Genomic DNA, 21,460 nt, shown 5'->3' on the forward strand with positions numbered 1-21,460 from the left:
GCCTTACAGCAATCACTCATTTACATAACGGCTCTTCACCGGCCTGTCTTTACAGCATTTCTGCTGGTCCCGTCAGGCAGCTCGCGGGGTGAACTTCTGAGGCGTTTACATATCCACACTTCCAGTCAAGGTGCGGAATCTCTGTGATGTAAGGGCGCAACGTACTTTTCCCGATCTTCGCTTTTACTTATTTACTTCCTTATTATACGAAAGTTCAAAGGTTTTATCAAACTTAGTTTTTTGGCACCAGGCTGTATAGCAAAATACCTGTAGCCACTGCCACATTCAGCGATTCTGCGCTGCCGTATAGCGGCACCATCAAATTCTGGTCTGTTTGCTGCAGCAATACCGGATCGACGCCGCTGCCTTCGTTCCCGACAATCAGCGCAAACTGTTCGTGTGTCTCAGCTTCGTGCACCGGCGTCGAATTTTGCAGCGCCGTTCCGAAGATTTGGATGCCGCTTGCTTTCGCTTGTGCGGTCCAATCAATCAGTTCCCCTTTGACAACCGGAATCTGGAAATGCGACCCTTGCGCCGAACGGACGGTTTTCGGGTTGAACGGATCGGCGCAGCCTTTGCCCAGGATTACGGCATCAATGCCGCTCGCTGATGCTGTGCGGATCATCGTACCGATGTTGCCCGGATCTTGTACTGCATCGATCATCAGCAGCTTGGTCCACGTCTGTTGTTCGTCTTCCGTGAACTCAGGCTGTGCACAATGCGCGAAAATTCCTTGCGTGTGCTCGGTTTCCGAAATCTCCTTGGCAACTCCAGCTGTTACCGAATATTGAGGAACGCCGTCAACGTCCCAGTCTGCTGGAATCTCTACCCCTTCACGGACGATCAACGATTTAATAAGTTCTTTTTTCTTTAAAGCCTCTTCCGTCAAATGAAAGCCTTCCACCAGAAATTCCGCAAATTTGTCGCGCTCTTTCCGGGTCGTTCCAAGCTTTTTCCAATGCTTGACGAGTGAGTTTTGGTTTGATTCGATTCTTTTCATTGCAGGATCACGCCTTTATTTCAGAATAGCTTCAGTATAGCATACAGAAAAGCGGAAGCGCCCATCTAGCCCCGACAAGCGCTGGAAAGGCTGAAGCGACTCGAGGGGCTGGAGTCTGGACACAGCTTAGATTTCCTTCGTGAAGAAATCAAAACCAAGTGCAGTCAAGACGCCAAATGCCACAGACCAAACCGCAATGCTGATTGTCAGCCAAACGGTCGTGTTCTTTTTTGTGGCACCCAAAGTCATGCCAATAAATGCAGCGATATGTGTTCCGATCAAAATCGGGCCCAGCATCGCCAGTCCCGGCAACCCGTATTTGTTCCAAATCTGTTTGGCACGTTCACTTTTTTTCGAAACCGTTTTGCCTTTTGCCTCCTGGCGTTTGTTGTACCAAAGTTGGAAGCGGTCAAAACCGACAATCAAGGCCAGCACCGTGAGCATGTTGCCGACAAAAGCGACCACCATGACCCATACCGGCGACAGTCCCCAAATGATGCCCAGTGGAATTACCAATGCGATTTCGAACCACGGGATGGCAGCTCCTAAAAAGATTAAAAAATATTCATAAATCATTCAATTTCCTCCTTGAGGTGTTTTCGGATTTCCAAGTAATAAATCACGTATTGGATTAAGGCGACCAGCAATATTCCCCACACGATAAACAAGCGCGGCAAAGGCGTTATCATCGCAAGCACTGCAAGCAGCGGCAAACTCCAAGACATAAACGTATAAACTTTTTGAGACGCTTTTCGGGTGATATAGGTCATCCCTTCATCCTGCTCCAAATATTCAAGCGGACGAATGGAGAAAGGCGAAACTTTTTGAGATGGATTTTTTTTGTTGTGGCGCAGCAATTGGGATACAAACGTTACCATCATCACAATATAAAGGATAACCGAACCAATCACAAAAAATCCGGCGACTGGTTCAAGTTCAATCATAATGCTTTGTTCGGTATCTGTGTTGATTATTTCAGTTGCCGGTGAACTAATGCCGTAGGCAAACATCCCCAAAACGACTATAAATCCCATCATCCACAACGGATACTGTGTGCGGAAATCATTTTTCATTGCCATCCTCCTCCAGCCAAAATAGTTCATTGACGTTTGTCTGCAGCGCCTTTGCCAACTTCAGCGACAAGGTAATCGAAGGGGAAAATTCCCCTTTTTCGATAAATGCGATTGTCTGGCGTGTGACGTCAACTTGCTTTCCCAGATCACTTTGCGTCAAGCCATAGCGAGCTCGCAATTCTTTTACACGATTCCTGAGCATCCGCTTCACCCTTTCGTTTTGTGATGTTCGGTTTATATAACATAATGTACACTATACTTAACATTAGGTCAAGTATAGTGTACATGAATTTGTTTTGTTTGCAGAATATAAGTGTTTATTTGCAGTATTAGAGGAGTTGTTTGCAGCATCCGCGACTTTATTTGCGCAATACGCCAGTTTGTTTGCAGAACACATAAAAAAGCTTTTCACCCGAAGGCGAAAAGCTAGTATTTTTTAAGGTGGTACGTCCGGTTACGCAATGAACCCGTACTTTCCAGATCGAGGGTCGCTAGTAAACGGGAAGCGGAATAAGGAGAGTCCAGCTTGCACAATTGCCGAAGCTGCCGATTATTGAGTTGAGGATGAATCAACGAAAAGTATTCTTGGACGGTTTGTTGAAAAGCAAACGAATCCACCGTTTCACATTTTTCACACTTCCAACCTATTTTAGGTTTGCGTATCATACTAAGCATTTTACAGTTTATACAAAGAATTCCTGGTTGCAATTCATCGGGATTGATTAAGTACAGCTGACATAAAGGTTGTCGTTTATACGGAGTATGAAACTTCTGAAGGAGTTTCTCAATTTTTGTTAAATTGTGGTTGGCGATTTTTGGAGGAAAGCTCTGGAGTAGCGCAACAAGATGATCAATCAGTTGATATGTTTTGCATACATGATGGGTTGCGGGTTTGCTCATAAACTCACATTGCTTGGACGTAAAAACAACGATGCCTTCAATAGGCAATTCAATTTTATGTTGTTTGAAAAATTTTGTCAGGAAACGAATGTGTTTGTTCAATTGGCTCGTCGGATCTTCCATCACCGTTCGTACACCTTCGGAATCGGTTCTCCAGAATTCGCCTGTTGGATTATCGAAATGGAGCTGGCCGCTGATGTTTTTGGATTCAATGATAATGGCACCGCGTTGGGTCAGCAACAGTCCATCCATTTGCACTTTCCACTCGCCAAACGACAAGCAAATATTGCGCAGATACCGGTAGTTTTCTTCTGGATGAAATTCGACCAACTTCCGGGCAAGACGATTTTCTCCGCGTATCCCAGCAGCCTTTCTGTAAAGCTCGACTTGAAGAAATGGTCGTTTCGGATGATTTTCGGGCAACCGGTACAATAACCTTTCCAACGATTCTATTTCTGACAGCAAAACGATCTCTTTTTTGTTCATTAAGCACCTCCTTATCGAATGCTTAGAGTATAGCAATAAAGACTTCTCTTTTCTGTAATACATTTATTGGATTTTTATCGCTTTTCAAGTTCTTTGAGAACCAAAAAACCTAGAACGGATGCTTTTCGCCAGCGAAAAGCGAAAGTTCAAAGGCTTTTTTGCGCCATCCGACAATTTGTTTGCGTGATATCCTATTTTATTTGCGGGATATCTCATTTTGTTTGCAGAATACCCGACTTTATTTGCATAATACACCGGTTTGTTTGCAGAACCGGATGCGACCACTAAAAAACCCTTTCGCAAAAAGCGAAAGGGTTCCAAAATTTATTCGAATGTAATGCGCGTAACTGTATCTCTGTCCAGCTTCTTAATCACTTCAATGATCAGCTTGACCGCGTTCTCGTAATCGTCGCGATGCAGAATGCCTGCATGTGAATGGATATAGCGTGTCGCCACACCAATAGCAAGGGCAGGTACGCCGTTTGCCGTCAAATGGATAGACCCCGCGTCCGTTCCACCGCCTGCAATTGTTTCAAATTGGTATGGGATGCCCGCTTCTTCAGCCGTATCCACAACCAACTCGCGCAAGCCGCGATGCGAAATCATGGATGCATCAAACAGCAGCAATTGCGGTCCGTCGCCCATTTTACTGTTCGACTCTTTGCTGGTAACTCCTGGTGTATCGCCGGCAATGCCCACGTCTACCGCAAAACCAATGTCCGGTTGAATTTGAGAAGTTGCCGTTTTGGCACCACGCAGCCCAACTTCTTCCTGTACGGTTCCGACTCCGTAGACAACGTTCGGATGGTCAACGCCTTTTAATCCTTTTAGGACATCAATCGCAATCGCACAGCCAATACGGTTGTCCCAGGCTTTTGCCATTAAGAGCTTTTCGTTGTTCATTACCGTGAATTCAAAATACGGCGTAACCATATCCCCTGGCGTAACGCCCCATTCTTTTGCTTCATCGCGTGATGAGGCACCGATATCGATAAACATGTCTTTGATTTCAACGGGTTTTTTGCGTGCTTCTGGTGACAGAATATGCGGTGGTTTAGAACCGATCACACCCGTAATTTCTTTGCCGCTGCGTGTGGTGATTGTTACTCGCTGTGCCAGCATGACTTGCGACCACCAGCCGCCCACTGTTTGGAACTTCAGAAATCCTTTGTCATCGATTTGGGAAATCATAAATCCGACTTCATCCAAATGACCGGCTACCATAATCTTCGGTCCATCAGCCAAACCTTCTTTTTTCGCAATCAAGCTCCCTAAGTTATCCGTTTCAACTGAATCGGCAAATGGTGCTATGTATTTTTTCATGACTTCGCGTGATTGGCGCTCGTTTCCTGGAATGCCGTTCGCATCTGTCAATTCTTTTAACATTAATTGAGTTTCATCCAAGTTTGTCATTATTTCGACCTCCTAAATAATTTAACTGCTCACTTAGTATAATAGAAGCTCGGATAATTATCAAAACATTCGTTTATCAATAACCGTTATTTTGGCGATCATAATTGGTTTTGTTTTTTTGAATGTAGGCTGTAAGTACTTCATCGTAGCTAAAGTCCAATGCTTTTGCCAGTCCTCCATAGCAACTCCAGATATTCATAAAGTTCGACATTGAATAATCCTCCAGAAATTCCTGGATGGCTTTTTGAGTCTGCAGGAACAACTCTGTTAAGTCTTTTTCACCGACAGGCTCCGGCCATATTTCCAATGTATTCAAATTCTTTTCAATCCCAAGCGACAACAGGAAATGGATCGAATCGACATACTCCTCCAGAATAACCGAACGCTCGGAGGGGCCTTTTGTGCTCCAAAATTTGAAACAGCGGGTTTCATTCGCAAGTTCTGCCAATTCAACTAATAAAGCCAGGCCTTTCCTGCGAAAAACATCCTCCTTGATTTCTTGGTTTGATTGGATAAAACGATCCAGTTCAGCCTGCATTTCAAACAGTTCCTGCAACTTCATAAAAATCTCTCCTTTTATTAGAATAAATCTTGAAACCAAACTACTTTTCACTCGTATAGTTATCAGTAGGACTATGTAAATTAGGAGGTAATTCAAATGGCTTTTCTTATACGCCTCATTGTACTGGCATTGATCATTTACTTGTTTTATCGATTGATCCGCTATATCGTAGATCCGAAACGAAAATTGGATGCCGCTCTTGAATCAGGAACTTATTATTTTCTTGATGATGTAAAAAATGTGCAGAAAAACTTTTTTATTGCGCTCCGCGGTGTGTTGTTTGAAGGAGAAAAATACTTGGGCACCACTAAAAATTCGTTCGAAGTCGTTTCCATTTTCGTCTGGGTGGAAAACCCCGACCAGTTGCAGGGATTCACAAAAGAGGATTTTCTCTTTCTCGAAAAAGAAATTTTGATGAACTATCCGGACGCCCGCATTAACTGGAAAAATCCAATAGAACGCTTAATGAAACAAGAAGAAAAAACTTAGAACTTAAACACCAAAGAATTTTTGATAGCTCCAAATGAGTATCGCAATATCAAGCATCGCCAACACCAGAAAACCGATGCGAAAATTGGTGTGTTTTGTTTTGTGGCGGAATGCCATCATGCCGAGATATGCACCAATGCCGCCGCCAACTATCGCTACCGTCCACAAGTTTTTTTCCGGAATTCGCTGGCCGCGGTGCTGGGCTTGATGTTTGTCGACTTTCATCATGACAAAGGCCATGACGGTCAACACTGTAAAATAGCCGAAAATAATCAAAAACATAGGTTTTTCCTCCATAAAAAAAGACTGACGAAAATTCGTCAGTCTTTTTATTTTTTCGCTAAACGCCTGAGCATTGCAGCTTTCTAGTTGTGTGAGGTCTATGGACTGCATTGGACAGGCGCTTACGCTTTTATTATCTAGCCTTCAATGACCTGCTCCTCGGGTCATAAGCTGCCCTTCCTGTGCGGCAAAAAACGCCGCTTCGGAAGTTCATCTTATGCCTGTCGGAGCAAAGCGGTCATTTACGCTTTTATTACTATCCAGCTTCAGCGCCTAGTCCCTCGGGTCTTAAGTCAGCCCATCTGTGCGGCAAAAGCGCCGCTTCGATGGTCCGCCTTAAGCCTGTCGGGCCTAAACAGGCGCTTGCGCTTTTATTACTTAGTTGCTGCGTTTTTAGCTTGATCAACCAATGCTGTGAATGCTGCTGCATCAGATACAGCGATTTCAGCTAGCATTTTGCGGTTGATGTCGATGCCTGCAACTTTCAATCCGTGCATAAGACGGCTGTATGAAATGTCGTTCATGCGAGCTGCTGCGTTGATACGTGTGATCCACAGTCTGCGGAAATCACGTTTTTTGTTGCGACGGTCACGGTAAGCATAGTTACCTGACTTCATTACCTGCTGGTTTGCTACTTTGAAAAGGATGTGCTTTGCACCATAATAACCTTTTGCTAATTTAATGACCTTTTTACGACGCTGGCGCGTCACTGTTCCACCTTTTACGCGTGGCATATCACATTACCTCCTGCTGAATATATAAAATTCGATTTTTGTTCTTGTTCAAACGCTAACGCACAGATTCTTGGAAACACTAGCCAAAACGGCTATGTCGATCGAATCGCTGCGGACGCTTATAACTTTCTTACTTCATGTTATAAATTAATGATTTGATGCGCTTCAAGTCGCCTGAAGAAACAAGTTTCCCTTTGCGAAGTTTACGCTTTTGCTTAGTTGATTTGTTTGCAAATAAGTGGCTAGTGTGTGAGCTGTTGCGTCTTACTTTACCAGTACCCGTTTTTTTGAAACGTTTTGACGCACCGCTGTGGCTTTTCATTTTCGGCATTTCGAATTCCTCCTAAACAATGATCTCTTATTCTTTTTCGTTGACTGGTGCAAGCATCAAGAACATGCTGCGACCATCCATTTTAGGGCGCTGTTCAACCGTAGCAACTTCTTTGCACGCTTCTGCGAAACGTTCAAGAACTCGTTGTCCGATTTCTTTGTGCGTAATCGCACGGCCTTTAAAACGAATAGAAGCTTTCACTTTGTCGCCTTTTTCAAGGAACTTGATTGCATTGCGAAGTTTCGTGTTGAAATCGTGATCGTCAATGGAAGGGCTTAAGCGTACTTCTTTGACGATAATCACTTTCTGATTTTTACGGATTTCACGATCTTTCTTCTGTTGCTCAAACTTGAATTTACCGTGGTCCATGATACGAGCGACCGGCGGCTTAGCTTGAGGAGCCACAAGAACAAGATCCAGGTTGACACGCGCTGCAATTTCAAGTGCTTCGTTCCGTGTTTTGATGCCAAGTTGTTCACCGTTTTGATCAATAACTCGCAACTCACGTGCACGAATACCTTCATTTACATTAATGTCTTTGCTAATAGTAATCCACCTCCGGATAGTGTCGCGAATAGCTTAGATGTGTGAACCGGCCGAACCGGTTTACAGGGTTCCGATCAAAACAAAAGCGGATGGACCACAGAGGTCCACCCGCAAATATGACAACACGCTTCTTTCTGCGTGTAAAAGTCAATCGTGTATACCTGCCAACAATCGGTCGATCAGGTGAGAAGCGGGTGCTCCTGCTTGCACATATAAGTATTCTATAACCTTATTCATAATATCACGTGCCCTAGAGGCTGTCAACCGTTCTAGCGAAGTTCGCTGTGAACCAGTTTCACGAAGTCATCAAAAGGCATGCTTTCCGATTTTTGTTCGCCGTACTTCCGGACGTTGACAGAACCATCTTCCAATTCCTTATCGCCGATGACGAGCATGTATGGCACTTTTTGCATCTGTGCTTCACGAATCTTGTAACCGAGCTTTTCATCGCGTTCGTCAATATCCACGCGGATCTTATGTGATTGCAGTTTTTCTTGCAGCTCTTTAGTGTAATCGCTGTGCGCATCAAGCGAGACCGGAATCAGTTCCACTTGAACTGGCGCAAGCCAAGTCGGGAACGCTCCTTTGTATTCTTCGATCAGGAAGGCCACAAAACGTTCCATTGTCGAAACCACTCCGCGGTGAATAACAACCGGGCGGTGCTGTTTGCCGTCTTCGCCGATATACGACAGGTCAAAACGCTCCGGCAAAAGGAAATCAAGTTGGACAGTCGACAAAGTTTCTTCTTTGCCTAGAGCTGTTTTCACTTGAACATCGACTTTCGGTCCGTAAAATGCAGCTTCGCCTTCTACTTCCACGTAATCGATTTCCAATTCATCCATCGCTTCTTTCAACATCGCCTGTGCACGGTTCCACATGGCGTCATCGTCAAAGTATTTTTCTTTATCCGCTGGGTCGCGGTAAGACAAACGGAATGAATAATCTTTGATGTCGAAATCCTTGTATACTTCAACTACCAAATTCACAACACGTTTGAACTCTTCTTTGATCTGGTCGGGACGGACAAAAATGTGGGCGTCATTCAACGTCATCCCGCGGACACGCTGCAGTCCGGATAAAGCACCTGACATTTCATAGCGGTGCATCAATCCAAGCTCCGCAATGCGAATCGGCAGCTGGCGATACGAATGAATGCCTTGTTTGAAAATCATCATATGATGCGGGCAGTTCATCGGACGCAAGACCAATTCTTCGTTGTCCATTTTCATAACTGGGAACATGTCTTCCTGGTAATGATCCCAATGTCCGCTTGTTTTGTACAATTCAACACTGCCCATTACTGGAGTGTAGACATGGTCATAGCCCAAACGTTCTTCTTTGTCGACGATGTAGCGTTCAATGATGCGGCGAATTGTTGCGCCTTTAGGCAGCCACATCGGCAAGCCTTGTCCAACTTTCTGGGAATTCATGAATAAATCCAGTTCTTTGCCGATTTTGCGGTGGTCGCGTTCTTTCGCTTCTTCCAGCATAGCCAGATGAGCTTTCAAATCTTCTTTATTGAAAAAGGCAGTTCCATAAATGCGCTGAAGCATTTTGTTGTCGCTGTTTCCTCTCCAATAGGCACCGGCCACACTTAGTAATTTAAATTCTTTTAATTTTCCAGTCGATGGGACATGGATGCCTCGGCATAGGTCAAAAAAGTCGCCCTGCTCATAAATCGACACCTGGTCATCTTCCGGAATCGCTTCAAGCAACTCTAATTTATACGGATCTTCGATTGCCGCAAAACGCTCTTGTGCTTCTGCACGTGTTACGTCTAAGCGAATGATCTCGACGTTTTCATTGATGATTTTCTTCATTTCTTTTTCAATCAGCGGCAAATCTTCTGAAGTGATCGAAGACTCTGTGTCGATATCGTAGTAAAAGCCGTTTTCGATAACCGGACCAACACCCAATTTGGCGTCCGGATACATCCGTTTGATTGCCTGCGCCAATAAGTGCGCAGTACTGTGGCGCAATACTTCCAATGCTTCATCGGAATCTGGCGTGATGATGGCAATTTCCCCATCTTCTTTTAACGGTGCGCGCAAATCGACCAACTGGCCGCTCACTTTGCCGGCCAACGCTTTTTTGCGTAGCCCCGGGCTGATGGATTGTGCAATCTCTTCAGTAGTTGTACCCTGTTCGAACTCTTTTACCGCTCCATCAGGGAATTTTAGTTGAATCATGTCTGCCATGCCAATCTCTCCTTTTAGTTAAATCTGGTGAAAATACTTATGCCACAGGGTCTGGCTTGGCATTTCCTTTTTTTGCGGCCGCTTCCGCTTTTCCTTGTCCAGCTCCAGCGGCTAGAACCTCGGGGTCTTAAGTTAATCTGCCTGTGCGGCAAAGCCGCTTCGGCAGCTCACCTTAAGCCTGTCGGTTCTGGACAGCCGCTTCCGCTTTTCTTTTTTCCCACACAAAAAAGCCCCATCCCAAAGGGACGAAGCTTTAGCTCGCGGTTCCACCCTTCTTCTATTCAAAACGGACATTCCGTTTTAAACGAAGCTCTGCATCGGCTAACGGGCCGGTTCCGTCAGCTGTTACTGAGGAGACTGTTCACAGCTGCTGCTCGAAGGGGGTAAGCGGGATTGCCGGTACTTAAGAAGCTTGCAGCCAAGGCTTCTCTCTCTAAAAGTCGTACAAATCCGCTCATGTCCTTGTCAAGGCATGTAAAATCTTGGTTCGATTGTTTTTACTATAAACCGAAATACTGGATAATGCAATAGCCTTGCGGTTAATTTCGTCGGTTGCGGCCGTCCAGCTTAACCGGATTGGTCAACGCCCGGATTCGTTCCATGATGCGTGCAGCTTTCAAATCTTCTTTCTCGCCGCGCTGTGAATAGGTTAGGTGATATTCCAGCTCGGAATAGCTGAAATTCGACGACATGAAGGTCGGCAACTTTTCAGACATCCGGTAATGGAGAATCGTGCCCAGCACCTCGTCACGCGTCCAACTCGACATCGCTTCAGCTCCAATATCATCAAGAATCAGGACATCAGCCTTCTTGACATAGTCGACTTTTTCCTGCAGTGTCTGGTCACCGATTGCCTGCTTCATTTCCCGCATAAATTCCGGAACGAACACCAGCACCGATTTAACATTGATCTCAGCAAGCTCATTAGCGACAGCACTCAGCAAATATGATTTGCCAATACCAAATTGCCCGTAAAGGTATAAGCCTTTTTCAGGCAAGTTGTCGGGACCGGTTGCCTGATCTAAAAAGTTACCGACAGCGCGGAATGCTTCCATACGGCTGTCATCCAAATCAAACCCGTCAAGTGTTGCTTGCATGACTTCTTTTGGCATGTACATGCTGTGGATCAATGAGGAGGCGTGGCGTTTGTTGTCACTTGTTTCTTTTAGGCGGCATTTCGTATAGGAAATACCGATAGTTCCCCGCTCTAAGACCAAATTGGGTTCAAAGCCTTTCAAGTGGTTGATGCAAGCGCCCAAGTTTGGGCATTTATTGCAGTCGTGGGATTGATCGATATACTCATACAACTTGTGGAGTCCTCTATCTATTGTCGGCGCATTGATTTCATCGGCATGGTTTTCCAGAAATTTTTGAACCCCAGGGTGTTCCATCACTTCTTTGCGCATCTCGCTGTACCGCTCAGAAAAAGCAGGCGCATTGACCACACGTTTCAGTGTTTCGCGAATCGGTTCCATTTAACCACCTTTTCCTTTCTTCAGCGCAAGTTTTGCGAGAAGTTTTTGCTTTTCCACTTCCAGGCTTTCGTTTCTCGGTTCTGCTTTAGCAGCTGGTACTTCATCTTTTTTATGGAACCATTCCGGCAGTTTTTCTTCACGCACCGGTTTGCGGTTTCCGTTGCCGGTAAATGGTTTGGCCACAGTTGTAGGCGAACCTTCTGACTTCCACTTCATGTATTGGGTATGTTCGACACGCGCCAGCTCCATCGCTTCTTTGGCAGTCGTGACATTTTTACGTAGCCAGTGAGACGCAATTTTTTCGACATACGCTTTTGTCAGCTTCATGTCAGTGCGCAACAGGACATATTGCAACAAAACATTCACAACAGCTGGCTTCATGCCATGGGTAACGACCAATTGGTTGGCGAGCTGGACATCGGCAGGCAGCGGTTCATTGCCATCCGCAATGTCACGCAGTACTTGAATCGGTGGTGCCGTCTCCAAATAGACCAATAGTTCATCTTGCTTGGTTTTCGGTGCTTCTTCGGTTAGCTTGGGAGCTTCCTTGTGCACTTGGACAAGCTGAGGCGCTGTAGTAGAAACTGTTAGCTTATAGTATTCAGAAGCTGATTTTTTCAAGCCTTCTACTGTCAAATTATAATCGTCTTCAATGGCCAACAAGATTACTTTTTGCATTTCCAAAGGTCCCCAACTGTAAAGGTAGGCCAGTTTGGAAATAAAATCTTTAATGGTAGCTGTCAGTACGCGCTTCGGCACCAGCTGTTCTGAAAGCCCCTGGCGAAGCAAAGCAAAATCGAATTCCGCATCTGCTTCATAAGCTCCCCTTTTCCGTTCCTGTAAATCCTGCTTGCCGGATGGATATCCGGCTTTCGCATGAACCGGCTGAAAAATATCGGTGAACGTGCGTGATACTTCTTCAAAATCAGACGGAATTTCTGACTGGATCAGAAAGCGATCTCGAACTCGGCGATACGACGGTTCTCCAATTTTGCTGAACAGGAACATTGACAGCAATGGATCCATAAAAAAAGTTTTCGGATCCAAAGGCGGACAAAGTTCATAGATAAAACAGCGGTTGTCCTTGTTTTTTCGGTAAGTCTTTAGCAGCCCAATCGCTTCCAATTGAATTCTCGCTTCAAAAATTTTCGAAATGGGATTTCCCAACGTGTTCATTAATGTGTAATGGGTCGACTCATCACCAGATGCTTCTCCTTCAGCCCATAGCGTTAAATAAAGCGCGGTGGCTTCCGCTCCAATCATCGGCTGATAGAGCAGCGTCAGCAGCTGACGGTCATAATTCGAAAATGGATAAGGCAGACGGATTCGATAGGAATCGGCAGGCTGCAATTCTTTGTAATATGCAGTCATAAGTCACCGCCTTAGTCGATTTTCTTGTCTTCCGGACTTTTGTTCAGCAAATCCTTCAGCTCGTCGATAAACACCGTGATGTCTTTAAACTGGCGATAAACAGAAGCAAAACGGACATAAGCCACTTCATCAATTGCTGCTAGCCGGTTCATCACCAGCTCTCCGACTTCTTCAGATTTCACTTCCGGATTGCCTGCCCGGCGAAGGTCTTTCTCGATGGTAAAAACCACTTCTTCCAATGCTTCAAGAGAAACCGGCCGCTTTTCGCATGCACGAATCAAGCCACGCAAAACTTTTTCACGGCTGAACTCTTCACGTGAGCCGTCTTTTTTGACGACAATCAGCGGCATCTCTTCCACTTTCTCAAAAGTGGTAAAGCGATATCCGCACGATTCACATTCTCTGCGCCTTCTGATTGATTTCATTTCATCTATAGGCCGCGAATCGACAACACGTGTGCCGTTATGTTGGCAAGCTGGACATTTCATTTCGACATCTCCCTAACTTCTCTATCTAGTGTATCTAGTATAACAAAAATTCATTGGGAAAATAGAAAAAGCAGAGGATTTTATCCCCTGCTTTCGTGTTTTTTGTTAAATGGATTATGCTGTTACTGAAACTTTGGATTTTCCAACACTGACTGGACCCATACCGCGCGGAATTTCGACAAGTTCGCTTGAGGTTGACCCGAGCGCTTCTGCGATATACTTCGCTGCTACTGTTGGATCTAAGTCGCCGCAAGTGTAAACATCTACACTGGCGTAGCCGTGTTCTGGGAAACTGTGAATCGTTAAGTGAGATTCTGAAATAATCACAACTCCGCTCACACCTTGTGGTGCGAATTTATGAAAAGCGACCTCTCTTACTTCAGCTCCAGATTTGAGTGCTGCATCAACAAAAGTTTGTTCGATAAAATCCATATCGTTTAATTTGTCAAAATCACACTGCCAAAGTTCTGCAATTACGTGACGTCCCATTGTTTCCATGGTTCGTTTTCCCCCTTTGATATCATTTTGTTTTTTGCGCAAAATATTCAAAGTTGACTACCACGGGGGAAAGTTAGTCCAAAGAGGTCCTAACCCTTTAAGCAGTCATGTGAATAAAAAATCTTACGCTCCTAATTCCGAAATACATGATGGAAATTCAGAAGTGGTAGCTGTTTTTCAACTACGATTCATAGTATAAAACGTATTTATTGTAAATGCAATAATAATATCTTATTAATCTTGAAATTTTTTCAATAAATTTTCCATAAAAAAACCCGTTTCTCCAATAAAAAGTAGAGAAACGGGGTGTATATCCTTATTTGGACACCAGTATTAAAGCATTTGCAACCTTTTTGGTTAAATCAATTACGCGTGCCGAATATCCCCATTCGTTATCGTACCAAGCCAGAACTTTTACTTTGCGTTTGCCAATTACCATGGTCGATAATCCATCAACTATAGCAGATTGCGGATTGCTGTTAAAATCCACAGACACAAGCGGCTCCATCGTCAAACTTAAGATTCCTTCCAGCCCATCTCTTGAAGCTTCCTCGAATGCCTGATTGACTTCTGCAATTGTTACATCTGATTCCAAATCAACAACCAAGTCAACTAGCGAGACATTCGGCGTTGGCACACGCAAAGCCATGCCGTGCAGTTTGCCCTGCAATTCAGGAATTACTAATGATAGCGCTTTCGCAGCACCCGTCGATGTCGGAATGATGGATTGGGCACATGAACGCGCACGACGAAGGTCTTTGTGCGGATTGTCCAAATTTTGCTGATCATTTGTGTACGAATGTATAGTCGTCATCAATCCGTTTTCAATGCCAAATTTGTCATGCAGCACTTTCACGACTGGCGCCAAGCAATTTGTTGTGCAGCTGGCATTGGAAATGATGTCATGCTTGTCAATATCCAACTGGTCTTCATTTACGCCCATCACAATGGTGATGTCTTCTTTTTTTCCAGGCGCTGTCAGTATAACCTTTTTTGCACCTGCTTCTAAATGCAAAGCCGCTTTCTCGCGGGAATTGAACTTCCCTGTTGCTTCGATGACAATATCAATGCCCATTTCTCTCCATGGCAAATTTAATGGATCTCGTTCGCTTACTAACTGAACTCGTTTCCCGTTCACAATTAATGCATCTTCTTCTGAAGATACGTCACCCGCAAAGGTTCCGTGATTTGTGTCATACTTAATCAAATGCGCAAGGGTTTCAGCCGGATAAGTGGCATTGACTGCCGCAATTGTAACGTCATCCATCATTATCGCCTGTCTGAAAACCATACGGCCAATACGGCCAAATCCGTTAATTGCAATCGAAACTGTCATGTAGGAGTCCTCCGTTTATAATTAAGTTATACTCATATTTTTAATTTCTTATATAGTATAACACAATTAACTATTTAGAGAACCTTAAAGCCAGGATATCTTTTATTCTTTTTCAGAACTTGCCTGCCAATTTTCCAAAATCCGAGTCAGTTGTGCTTTGGTTTCTTCAAGCGTGCCATTGTTGTAGATAACGGCATCTGCGCCGTCCTCTTTTACCGACATAGGCAACTGTGAACTGATGCGCGCCCGTGCTTCCTGCTCAGTAAAGCCATTCCGTTTCACTAAGCGGTCAAACTGATTTTCTTCTGTGACGCTAACGACTAGAATTTTATCGACAAAATGCTGGAGCCGGCTTTCGAATAATAGCGGAATGTCCATAATAATGGTCTTAAACCCTTGCATTATAAACTCTTCCCGCTGCCGCAGCATTTCCTGGCGGATGGCCGGATGTATAATATCATTTAGGATTTTCCGGCTCGCCGGATCGTTAAAGATAATTTGTCCTACCTTCGCCCGGTCCATTGTTCCGTCTTCTTTGATTACCTCAGGCCCGAATGCCTGCGCAATTTGCGACAGGGTTTCGGATCCGGGTTCTACAACTAAACGCGCTACTAGATCCGCATCAACAATTGGGTAGCCTAGTGTTTTCAGCATTTCGGATACCGTACTTTTCCCGCTGGCAATACTGCCTGTTAAACCAATGATCATCAGCCTTCCTCATTTCTGGCAGGTTGGGCAATAAACAGAAGCCCGACCGCCGATTTTCACTGTTTTTGTTGCGGTGCCGCAAACCGCACATTGTTTTTTTCCGTACATGCCAAAGCGATTTTGCATGCTGCCCGATTCGCCGTTAATGTTACGGTAATCCGATATGGTGCTGCCTCCTGCTTCGATGCTTTCTAGCAAAATGGCGACAACTGTATCAAACAATTCCACTTTGCGTTTTTTGCTGATACGTCCAGCTGACCGCTTCGGGTGAATTTTCATTTTAAACAGGGCTTCTGTTGCGTAAATGTTGCCGCAGCCAGAAATGACTTGTCCGTCCATGATCACTTCTTTAATCGCTTTGTTTTTGTACTTCGAGCTTTCTGCCATCACCAGAAAATGATCAAGCGCAACCGTTTCAAAAGGTTCAGGCGCCATTAGCAGTAAAGGTGGAAAGTCCGCTTCCTCGCGCAATACCCGCATCTCCCCAAAACGGCGAATATCAGAAAATGCCAGCAGGTTCCCGTCACTTAAGGTGAGGACAACATGAACGTGGCGCCGGAATTTATCCTCTGGAATCGACTGGAGCTGGTCAACATAAAACCAGGCTCCGGACATTCCTAAATGGTTCACTAATAAAAACTCATTGTCGTTTCTCAATGTAAAATAAATATATTTGCTGCGCCGCTCGACACGGATGATTTGTGCACCGACCAGGCTTTCGATAAACCCGTCAGCTTCCATCCGTTTGATGATCGCTTCCTTGCCATTTGTTTTCGACAGGCGAATCGTATCTGAAACCGCTACTGCCTCAATTTTTTTCCCAATGGACACAGGGCGGATTTGCCGAACAACGCCTTCCACTTCTGGAAGTTCAGGCATATCTAAGCCCTCCTGTCATTTAGTATCGTACCAAGTGTCACCATGTGCGATGTCCACTTTTAATGGAACGCTCAATTTCACTGCGTTCTCCATCACTTCTGGCACCAATTTCATCAGTTTATCCAATTCTTCTGGCGGCGCTTCAAAAATCAATTCATCGTGCACTTGCAGCAGCATGCGCGTTTGCATGTCTTCGCGTTCCAACGCTGCGTCCATGTCAATCATCGCTTTTTTGATGATGTCTGCGGCGCTGCCCTGAATCGGCGTATTCATTGCTGTTCGTTCAGCAAAGCTGCGTAAATTAAAATTGGAGCTGGTAATGTCCGGCAAATAGCGCCGGCGGTTCATTAAGGTCGTGACAAAGCCGTCGCGTTTGGCATCGGCCACGATGGTCGTCATATAGGTTTTGACGCCTGGGAAGCTGGCAAAATAACGGTCGATAAATGCCGCGGCTTCTTTTCGCGTAATGTTCAAATTTTGAGACAGTCCGTAATCGCTGATGCCGTAGACAATTCCAAAGTTAACTGCTTTTGCCGCTCTGCGCATATCTCCCGTCACTTGTTCTGCAGGCACGTGGAACACATCGCTCGCTGTTGTCGTATGGATATCACGATCGTCTTTAAAAGCTTGCACAAGGCGCTCATCTTCCGACATATCTGCCAAAACGCGCAACTCGATCTGGGAATAATCGGCTGCGACCATCACCCAGCCAGGTTCTGAGGGAACAAAAGCTTTACGGATTTTGCGTCCTTCTTCGAGGCGCACCGGAATGTTCTGCAAGTTCGGGTTCGTCGAACTAAGCCGGCCAGTCGTTGTTAGAGCCTGTTGGAAACGGGTATGAACTTTGCCATCCTTGTGGATTTCTTTCAATAAACCTTCTATATAAGTAGACAATAGTTTGCCCAGTTGGCGGTACAGCAAGATATGCGAAATGATTTCGTGCTGCCCTTCCAACTTTTCTAAAACGTCGGCTGCTGTTGAGTAGCCGGTTTTGGTTTTCTTTAAAGCTGGCAATCCCAAGTTTTCAAATAACACGACACCCAATTGCTTAGGTGAATTGATATTGAATTCCTGCCCAGCCAAACTGTGAATATCCGACTCGATTTTCTCCAGCTTATGGGACAGCTCTTTGCCCATTTCAGACAATTGGTTGCGGTCGACCATGACACCGAGCGATTCCATTTGGCCGAGTACAGTCGCTAAAGGAAGTTCTAATTTATCGTATAAATCGAATTGCTCATTGTCTTCGAGTTTTTCCATGACCAGTGGGCGCACTTTCCAAATGGTGCGTGCTTTTCTGGCAATGTGCTCGTGGAGAATGGCATCCTCCGGCACTTTCTTTTTCGCGCCTTTGCCGTATACTTGCTCGTTTGTGGACACATCTGCATAGCCATACTCCTGCACAATGCTCGCCATATCTGTGTATGTAAGCGATGGATTAACGATATACGCGCCCAGCATCAAGTCAAAGTCGACGCCCTTCAATTCAATTCCAACACGCAAAAAGGCTGCAGTTGCTGCTTTGGAATCTGCCATGAATTTTTTCTTGGAAGGATCCTTGAACCAATTGCGGAATTCTACTGAATACTCAACAACGTCCATCGGTATTACATACGTTTCCGTTTCGGTTGCCAATGACACCCCAAGCAAATCACAGCTGTGATAATGTTCATCGTACAGTTCCAAGTGGACAGCCATCTCGTCTTTTAATATGGCTGAATCAATGTTTGTCACAACTTCGAACGTCAATTCTTCTTTGACAGTTTCTTCAGCCGTGTACTCCATTTTTTCCAATAACGATTTAAACGCCAGTTCGTTCCAAACTTTGACCAATTCGTCCTGATCCGGTCCGTCATAGCTCAATTCTTCGATGTTGATTTCGATTGGCGCATTGCGTTCAATTGTCGCCAGCTGTTTGGAGATGTAAGCAAGGTCTTCATTGGCCACCAGCTTTTCTTTCATCTTGCCTTTTTGCTGATCAATGGCCTCGTAGACTCCTTCAACAGAACCATGGGCTGTCAATAGCTTCAGTGCCGTTTTTTCACCTACTCCAGGAACTCCTGGGATATTATCAGAGGCGTCTCCCATCAACCCTTTCATGTCAATAATCTGGTCAGGTGTCAGGCCATATTTTTCTTTGATGTGCTCGACTGTGTATTTTTCAATATCGGTAATGCCTTTGCGCGTAATGTATACCGTCGTTGAAGGCGATGCCAATTGCGTCAAATCTTTATCTCCTGAAATGACCACGACTTCGTCGCCTTCCCGCTCTGCTTCCAAACTCAAGGTACCGATAATGTCATCTGCTTCGTAATTTTCCAATTCGTAGCGTTTGATCCGGTACGCATCAATCAGCTTTTTCAAATAAGGAAATTGCTCCGACAGTTCAGGCGGCGTTTTCTGTCGTCCGCCTTTATATTCGCTGAATGTTTTATGGCGGAACGTGGTTTTACCCGCATCGAAAGCCACGATCATATGTGTAGGCTTTTCTTCTTCCAATATTCGTTGAAGCATCATGGTAAATCCGTATACCGCATTCGTGTGAATGCCGTTTTCATTGGTCAGCAGCGGCAAGGCAAAAAACGCCCGGTACGCCAAACTGTTTCCATCTAATAAAAGTATTTTCTTTGCCACAAAATTACCCCTCTCCATAAAAAAGCCGTCATTCCCTTTATTTTACCACGCGGGCAAATAGAAGAGAAATGACGGCACAGCCTTATTCGAAATTACCGGATAGGATATCCGCATATGGAGAATCAGACGGCAAAATAATAACCGTGTCATCCCCAATTGTTTTTTTGTAGGATTCCAACGAACGGTAAAGCTCGTAGAACTCCGGATCTTTTGAGAATGAATCGTTGTAGATTTTTGCCGCTTCTGATTCGCCTTCCGCTTGAATCAACGCCGCTTCTTTACGGGCAGACGCAATAACTTCTTGTGCTTCCCGGTCAGCCTGCGCTTCAATTTCTCGTTTTTTCGCATCTCCTTGAGACAAATAGTCCTGAGCTGTGGAATCACGCTCGGAAATCATTCGGGTGTAAACAGATTGCTCGTTTTCTTCTGGCAAATCTGTTCGCTTGATGCGGACATCAAGCACCCGAATGCCATATTGGTCTTTTTCCAACAGCTCATTGACTTTTGCCGTGACGCTATCGTTTAAACTGCCTCGGGAAGAGTTTTCATCGTTGATGATTTCTTCATAATTTAGCTGTCCAAGCTCTGTTCGTACAACAGAATAAATAAACTCTTCCATCCGGGACTCGGCATTAACGATTGTTCCAGCATTGGAAATGAGTTCAAGCGGATTCACAACATGCCAGACAGCATAATTGTCGATAATGATGCGCTTTTTATCTTTCGTGTTGATTTCTGCTTCTGACACATCATACGTCATTTGGTAATTCGGCAAGGTTGTAACACTCTGGATAAATGGAATTTTCATTTTGATGCCTGGCTCTTCCTGGATTTTTACCACTTCACCAAACTGCCGCACGACGCGGTACTCATTTTCCTTTACTACATACACACTTGTCAAAACAATCAGCAGCGCTGCAAAAATCACAACCAGTCCAACAATCAATTTCCAGTATTTTTTATAATTGATGGGATCTTTCGGCTCTTTTTTCTTTTTCGGTCTTTCGTATGGATTGTATTTCTTTACTTCTTCTAAGGGTTTATTCGGTTCCATCAGTTGCCACCCCCTTCATCTGTTTCAGCTTCTGCCGCTGGTGGAACGGCTGTTTGCAAACCATCAAGTGGAAGGTATTTCATCGTGCCGCCTTCATCATTCATGATGTACAATTTAGCATTCGGCAAGACCGATTCTAAGGTTTCCATGATGATTCGCTGTTTGGTGACTTCTGGATTGGTTTCATACTCTACATAAAGCTTATCAAAAAGTGCAACATCTCCTGTCGCCTGTTGGACACGTGATACTTTCTCTCCTTCAGCACGCGAATTAATGGCAGCTTTTTCACCCAATGCTTCATTGCGCTTTTGGTTTTCGTATTTATTCGCTTCATTAATTTTCGTATTCATCGTTTCCCGCGCATCGGTCACATTGGTGAATGCCGCCCTTACTTCCTCATTTGGCAGTTCGACATCCTGCAGTTTGACTGCCAGAACCGTAATGCCAATATCGTATTTATCGATCAGTGAAGCAAGCAAATCACGCGTTTCAGCCTCAATTTCCGCTTTGCCGGAAGTCAGTGCATCATCAATTAACGAACTGCCGATAATTGAGCGGATAGATGCCGATGTGGCATCATGTAAAATATCTTGTGGTACTTCTGCGTTGAAGAGGTATTTTTTAGGATCGGTAATTTTCCATTGGACCACCAAGTCAGTGAGAACAATATTTTCATCACCGGTAATCATTTTGGTTTCCTTATCAAAGGCAACAATTTCGCCTTCTTCGTTCTGGTTATAACCGAATTGCAGGCTATAGGTTTCTTTTGACAGAACCTCTGCTTGCTGTATCGGCCACGGCATCTTAAAATGCAAGCCGGCTTCTGTGACGGTTTCATTGGCTACACCAAAGGTGACAATAACTGCCTGTTCGGATTCATCTACTGTATACCAAGAAGTAAACACTGCGATGAGCAGTAAAATTCCGGCAATAGACAAACCAATCACCATCAATAATTTTTTTGTCGTCATGGTACGTCCCCCTTTTTTCTATTACCCATAAT

General features: G+C 44.7%; 23 protein-coding genes and 2 other annotated features (1 of these 25 cut by a window edge). Of the genes, 1 reads left to right on the plus strand and 22 read right to left on the minus strand.

Going from position 1 to position 21,460, the window contains the following annotated elements; genetic code table 11:
• Window positions 1-187 (minus strand) — a binding site (T-box leader) (it extends 41 nt beyond the left edge of the window).
• Window positions 188-232: 45 nt separating this feature from the next.
• The 7 genes from AC4EG4_RS08255 to AC4EG4_RS08285 all read right to left on the minus strand — a co-directional run bounded on the left by AC4EG4_RS08255 (window position 233) and on the right by AC4EG4_RS08285 (window position 5,434).
• The gene (locus AC4EG4_RS08255) at window positions 233-1,000 is read right to left on the minus strand and encodes a TrmH family RNA methyltransferase (RefSeq protein ID WP_490987498.1); all 768 of its coding nucleotides are present in this window, start codon (window positions 998-1,000) and stop codon (window positions 233-235) included.
• Between the two features lie 126 nt (window positions 1,001-1,126).
• Window positions 1,127-1,576 (minus strand): small multi-drug export protein, encoded by a 450-nt coding sequence (locus tag AC4EG4_RS08260; protein WP_490978788.1) that lies wholly within the window; start codon window positions 1,574-1,576, stop codon window positions 1,127-1,129.
• Window positions 1,573-2,073: a hypothetical protein gene (locus tag AC4EG4_RS08265; protein WP_490978789.1), complete on the minus strand. Its 501-nt coding sequence runs from the start codon at window positions 2,071-2,073 to the stop codon at window positions 1,573-1,575. The genes AC4EG4_RS08260 and AC4EG4_RS08265 overlap by 4 nt, the downstream gene beginning before the upstream one ends.
• The gene (locus tag AC4EG4_RS08270; RefSeq protein ID WP_490978790.1) at window positions 2,063-2,275 is read right to left on the minus strand and encodes a helix-turn-helix transcriptional regulator; all 213 of its coding nucleotides are present in this window, start codon (window positions 2,273-2,275) and stop codon (window positions 2,063-2,065) included. Before AC4EG4_RS08270 ends, AC4EG4_RS08265 begins: the two co-directional genes overlap by 11 nt.
• A gap of 224 nt (window positions 2,276-2,499) precedes the next feature.
• Window positions 2,500-3,459 (minus strand): nuclease-related domain-containing protein, encoded by a 960-nt coding sequence (locus AC4EG4_RS08275; protein ID WP_490987499.1) that lies wholly within the window; start codon window positions 3,457-3,459, stop codon window positions 2,500-2,502.
• Window positions 3,460-3,783: 324 nt separating this feature from the next.
• Entirely contained in the window at window positions 3,784-4,872 is a 1,089-nt protein-coding gene (locus AC4EG4_RS08280) for a M42 family metallopeptidase (protein WP_490978792.1), read from the minus strand.
• 76 nt (window positions 4,873-4,948) lie between these two features.
• Complete coding sequence (locus AC4EG4_RS08285; RefSeq protein ID WP_490978793.1) at window positions 4,949-5,434, minus strand: dUTP diphosphatase; 486 nt, start codon at window positions 5,432-5,434, stop codon at window positions 4,949-4,951.
• Between the two features lie 96 nt (window positions 5,435-5,530).
• On the opposite strand from AC4EG4_RS08285, the gene AC4EG4_RS08290 reads away from it, so the two are divergent.
• Window positions 5,531-5,923 (plus strand): sigma-w pathway protein ysdB, encoded by a 393-nt coding sequence (locus AC4EG4_RS08290; protein ID WP_490978794.1) that lies wholly within the window; start codon window positions 5,531-5,533, stop codon window positions 5,921-5,923.
• Window positions 5,924-5,926: 3 nt separating this feature from the next.
• Here AC4EG4_RS08290 and AC4EG4_RS08295 read toward each other — a convergent pair whose 3' ends face one another.
• The 15 genes from AC4EG4_RS08295 to hflK all read right to left on the minus strand — a co-directional run bounded on the left by AC4EG4_RS08295 (window position 5,927) and on the right by hflK (window position 21,428).
• Window positions 5,927-6,205, minus strand: coding sequence for a DUF1294 domain-containing protein (locus AC4EG4_RS08295; protein WP_490978795.1), 279 nt, complete (start codon window positions 6,203-6,205; stop codon window positions 5,927-5,929).
• A 374-nt stretch (window positions 6,206-6,579) separates the two neighbouring features.
• Window positions 6,580-6,939: a 50S ribosomal protein L20 gene (rplT, locus tag AC4EG4_RS08300; RefSeq protein ID WP_490978796.1), complete on the minus strand. Its 360-nt coding sequence runs from the start codon at window positions 6,937-6,939 to the stop codon at window positions 6,580-6,582.
• 130 nt (window positions 6,940-7,069) lie between these two features.
• Window positions 7,070-7,270 (minus strand): 50S ribosomal protein L35, encoded by a 201-nt coding sequence (gene rpmI / locus AC4EG4_RS08305; protein WP_006831131.1) that lies wholly within the window; start codon window positions 7,268-7,270, stop codon window positions 7,070-7,072.
• A 27-nt stretch (window positions 7,271-7,297) separates the two neighbouring features.
• Window positions 7,298-7,804 carry a translation initiation factor IF-3 gene (infC, locus tag AC4EG4_RS08310; protein ID WP_215098906.1) on the minus strand — a complete coding sequence of 169 codons (507 nt, stop codon included), beginning with the start codon at window positions 7,802-7,804 and terminating at the stop codon, window positions 7,298-7,300.
• Between the two features lie 83 nt (window positions 7,805-7,887).
• Window positions 7,888-8,028: a sequence feature (ribosomal protein L20 leader region), on the minus strand.
• A gap of 57 nt (window positions 8,029-8,085) precedes the next feature.
• Window positions 8,086-10,014: a threonine--tRNA ligase gene (gene thrS, locus AC4EG4_RS08315; RefSeq protein ID WP_490978797.1), complete on the minus strand. Its 1,929-nt coding sequence runs from the start codon at window positions 10,012-10,014 to the stop codon at window positions 8,086-8,088.
• Between the two features lie 539 nt (window positions 10,015-10,553).
• The gene (gene dnaI / locus AC4EG4_RS08320) at window positions 10,554-11,489 is read right to left on the minus strand and encodes a primosomal protein DnaI (protein WP_490987500.1); all 936 of its coding nucleotides are present in this window, start codon (window positions 11,487-11,489) and stop codon (window positions 10,554-10,556) included.
• Window positions 11,490-12,860 carry a replication initiation and membrane attachment family protein gene (locus AC4EG4_RS08325; RefSeq protein WP_490978799.1) on the minus strand — a complete coding sequence of 457 codons (1,371 nt, stop codon included), beginning with the start codon at window positions 12,858-12,860 and terminating at the stop codon, window positions 11,490-11,492. It abuts the gene before it with no gap.
• A gap of 11 nt (window positions 12,861-12,871) precedes the next feature.
• On the minus strand, window positions 12,872-13,348 hold the full coding sequence (gene nrdR / locus AC4EG4_RS08330) for a transcriptional regulator NrdR (protein ID WP_006831136.1): 477 nt from the start codon (window positions 13,346-13,348) through the stop codon (window positions 12,872-12,874).
• A gap of 114 nt (window positions 13,349-13,462) precedes the next feature.
• The gene (gene speD / locus AC4EG4_RS08335; RefSeq protein WP_308788453.1) at window positions 13,463-13,846 is read right to left on the minus strand and encodes an adenosylmethionine decarboxylase; all 384 of its coding nucleotides are present in this window, start codon (window positions 13,844-13,846) and stop codon (window positions 13,463-13,465) included.
• Between the two features lie 316 nt (window positions 13,847-14,162).
• On the minus strand, window positions 14,163-15,182 hold the full coding sequence (locus tag AC4EG4_RS08340; RefSeq protein ID WP_490987501.1) for a glyceraldehyde-3-phosphate dehydrogenase: 1,020 nt from the start codon (window positions 15,180-15,182) through the stop codon (window positions 14,163-14,165).
• A gap of 102 nt (window positions 15,183-15,284) precedes the next feature.
• A complete protein-coding gene (gene coaE / locus AC4EG4_RS08345) occupies window positions 15,285-15,890 on the minus strand; it encodes a dephospho-CoA kinase (RefSeq protein ID WP_490978801.1) in 606 nt (201 codons plus the stop codon).
• Window positions 15,891-15,899: 9 nt separating this feature from the next.
• Window positions 15,900-16,769, minus strand: coding sequence for a bifunctional DNA-formamidopyrimidine glycosylase/DNA-(apurinic or apyrimidinic site) lyase (gene mutM, locus AC4EG4_RS08350; protein ID WP_490978802.1), 870 nt, complete (start codon window positions 16,767-16,769; stop codon window positions 15,900-15,902).
• A 15-nt stretch (window positions 16,770-16,784) separates the two neighbouring features.
• Window positions 16,785-19,421: a DNA polymerase I gene (gene polA, locus AC4EG4_RS08355; protein WP_490987502.1), complete on the minus strand. Its 2,637-nt coding sequence runs from the start codon at window positions 19,419-19,421 to the stop codon at window positions 16,785-16,787.
• A 64-nt stretch (window positions 19,422-19,485) separates the two neighbouring features.
• The gene (hflC, locus tag AC4EG4_RS08360; protein ID WP_490987503.1) at window positions 19,486-20,457 is read right to left on the minus strand and encodes a protease modulator HflC; all 972 of its coding nucleotides are present in this window, start codon (window positions 20,455-20,457) and stop codon (window positions 19,486-19,488) included.
• Window positions 20,457-21,428, minus strand: a complete 972-nt coding sequence (hflK, locus tag AC4EG4_RS08365; RefSeq protein WP_490978805.1) for an FtsH protease activity modulator HflK — start codon at window positions 21,426-21,428, stop codon at window positions 20,457-20,459. Before hflK ends, hflC begins: the two co-directional genes overlap by 1 nt.
• Between the last annotated feature and the right edge of the window lie 32 nt (window positions 21,429-21,460).

This window comes from Planococcus sp. TJ-201, assembly GCF_058268495.1.

What these genes read in the sequence shown, in the direction of transcription:
- thrS (WP_490978797.1), bottom strand. Translation starts at nt 10,014, where the DNA reads ATGGCAGACATGATTCAACTAAAATTCCCTGATGGAGCGGTAAAAGAG.
- rpmI (WP_006831131.1), bottom strand. Translation starts at nt 7,270, where the DNA reads ATGCCGAAAATGAAAAGCCACAGCGGTGCGTCAAAACGTTTCAAAAAA.
- dnaI (WP_490987500.1), bottom strand. Translation starts at nt 11,489, where the DNA reads ATGGAACCGATTCGCGAAACACTGAAACGTGTGGTCAATGCGCCTGCT.
- polA (WP_490987502.1), bottom strand. Translation starts at nt 19,421, where the DNA reads ATGGAGAGGGGTAATTTTGTGGCAAAGAAAATACTTTTATTAGATGGA.
- AC4EG4_RS08265 (WP_490978789.1), bottom strand. Translation starts at nt 2,073, where the DNA reads ATGAAAAATGATTTCCGCACACAGTATCCGTTGTGGATGATGGGATTT.
- AC4EG4_RS08325 (WP_490978799.1), bottom strand. Translation starts at nt 12,860, where the DNA reads ATGACTGCATATTACAAAGAATTGCAGCCTGCCGATTCCTATCGAATC.
- hflK (WP_490978805.1), bottom strand. Translation starts at nt 21,428, where the DNA reads ATGACGACAAAAAAATTATTGATGGTGATTGGTTTGTCTATTGCCGGA.
- mutM (WP_490978802.1), bottom strand. Translation starts at nt 16,769, where the DNA reads ATGCCTGAACTTCCAGAAGTGGAAGGCGTTGTTCGGCAAATCCGCCCT.
- speD (WP_308788453.1), bottom strand. Translation starts at nt 13,846, where the DNA reads ATGGAAACAATGGGACGTCACGTAATTGCAGAACTTTGGCAGTGTGAT.
- AC4EG4_RS08275 (WP_490987499.1), bottom strand. Translation starts at nt 3,459, where the DNA reads ATGAACAAAAAAGAGATCGTTTTGCTGTCAGAAATAGAATCGTTGGAA.
- AC4EG4_RS08290 (WP_490978794.1), top strand. Translation starts at nt 5,531, where the DNA reads ATGGCTTTTCTTATACGCCTCATTGTACTGGCATTGATCATTTACTTG.
- AC4EG4_RS08295 (WP_490978795.1), bottom strand. Translation starts at nt 6,205, where the DNA reads ATGTTTTTGATTATTTTCGGCTATTTTACAGTGTTGACCGTCATGGCC.
- AC4EG4_RS08285 (WP_490978793.1), bottom strand. Translation starts at nt 5,434, where the DNA reads ATGAAGTTGCAGGAACTGTTTGAAATGCAGGCTGAACTGGATCGTTTT.
- hflC (WP_490987503.1), bottom strand. Translation starts at nt 20,457, where the DNA reads ATGGAACCGAATAAACCCTTAGAAGAAGTAAAGAAATACAATCCATAC.
- AC4EG4_RS08340 (WP_490987501.1), bottom strand. Translation starts at nt 15,182, where the DNA reads ATGACAGTTTCGATTGCAATTAACGGATTTGGCCGTATTGGCCGTATG.
- coaE (WP_490978801.1), bottom strand. Translation starts at nt 15,890, where the DNA reads ATGATCATTGGTTTAACAGGCAGTATTGCCAGCGGGAAAAGTACGGTA.
- AC4EG4_RS08270 (WP_490978790.1), bottom strand. Translation starts at nt 2,275, where the DNA reads ATGCTCAGGAATCGTGTAAAAGAATTGCGAGCTCGCTATGGCTTGACG.
- AC4EG4_RS08280 (WP_490978792.1), bottom strand. Translation starts at nt 4,872, where the DNA reads ATGACAAACTTGGATGAAACTCAATTAATGTTAAAAGAATTGACAGAT.
- nrdR (WP_006831136.1), bottom strand. Translation starts at nt 13,348, where the DNA reads ATGAAATGTCCAGCTTGCCAACATAACGGCACACGTGTTGTCGATTCG.
- AC4EG4_RS08255 (WP_490987498.1), bottom strand. Translation starts at nt 1,000, where the DNA reads ATGAAAAGAATCGAATCAAACCAAAACTCACTCGTCAAGCATTGGAAA.
- AC4EG4_RS08260 (WP_490978788.1), bottom strand. Translation starts at nt 1,576, where the DNA reads ATGATTTATGAATATTTTTTAATCTTTTTAGGAGCTGCCATCCCGTGG.
- rplT (WP_490978796.1), bottom strand. Translation starts at nt 6,939, where the DNA reads ATGCCACGCGTAAAAGGTGGAACAGTGACGCGCCAGCGTCGTAAAAAG.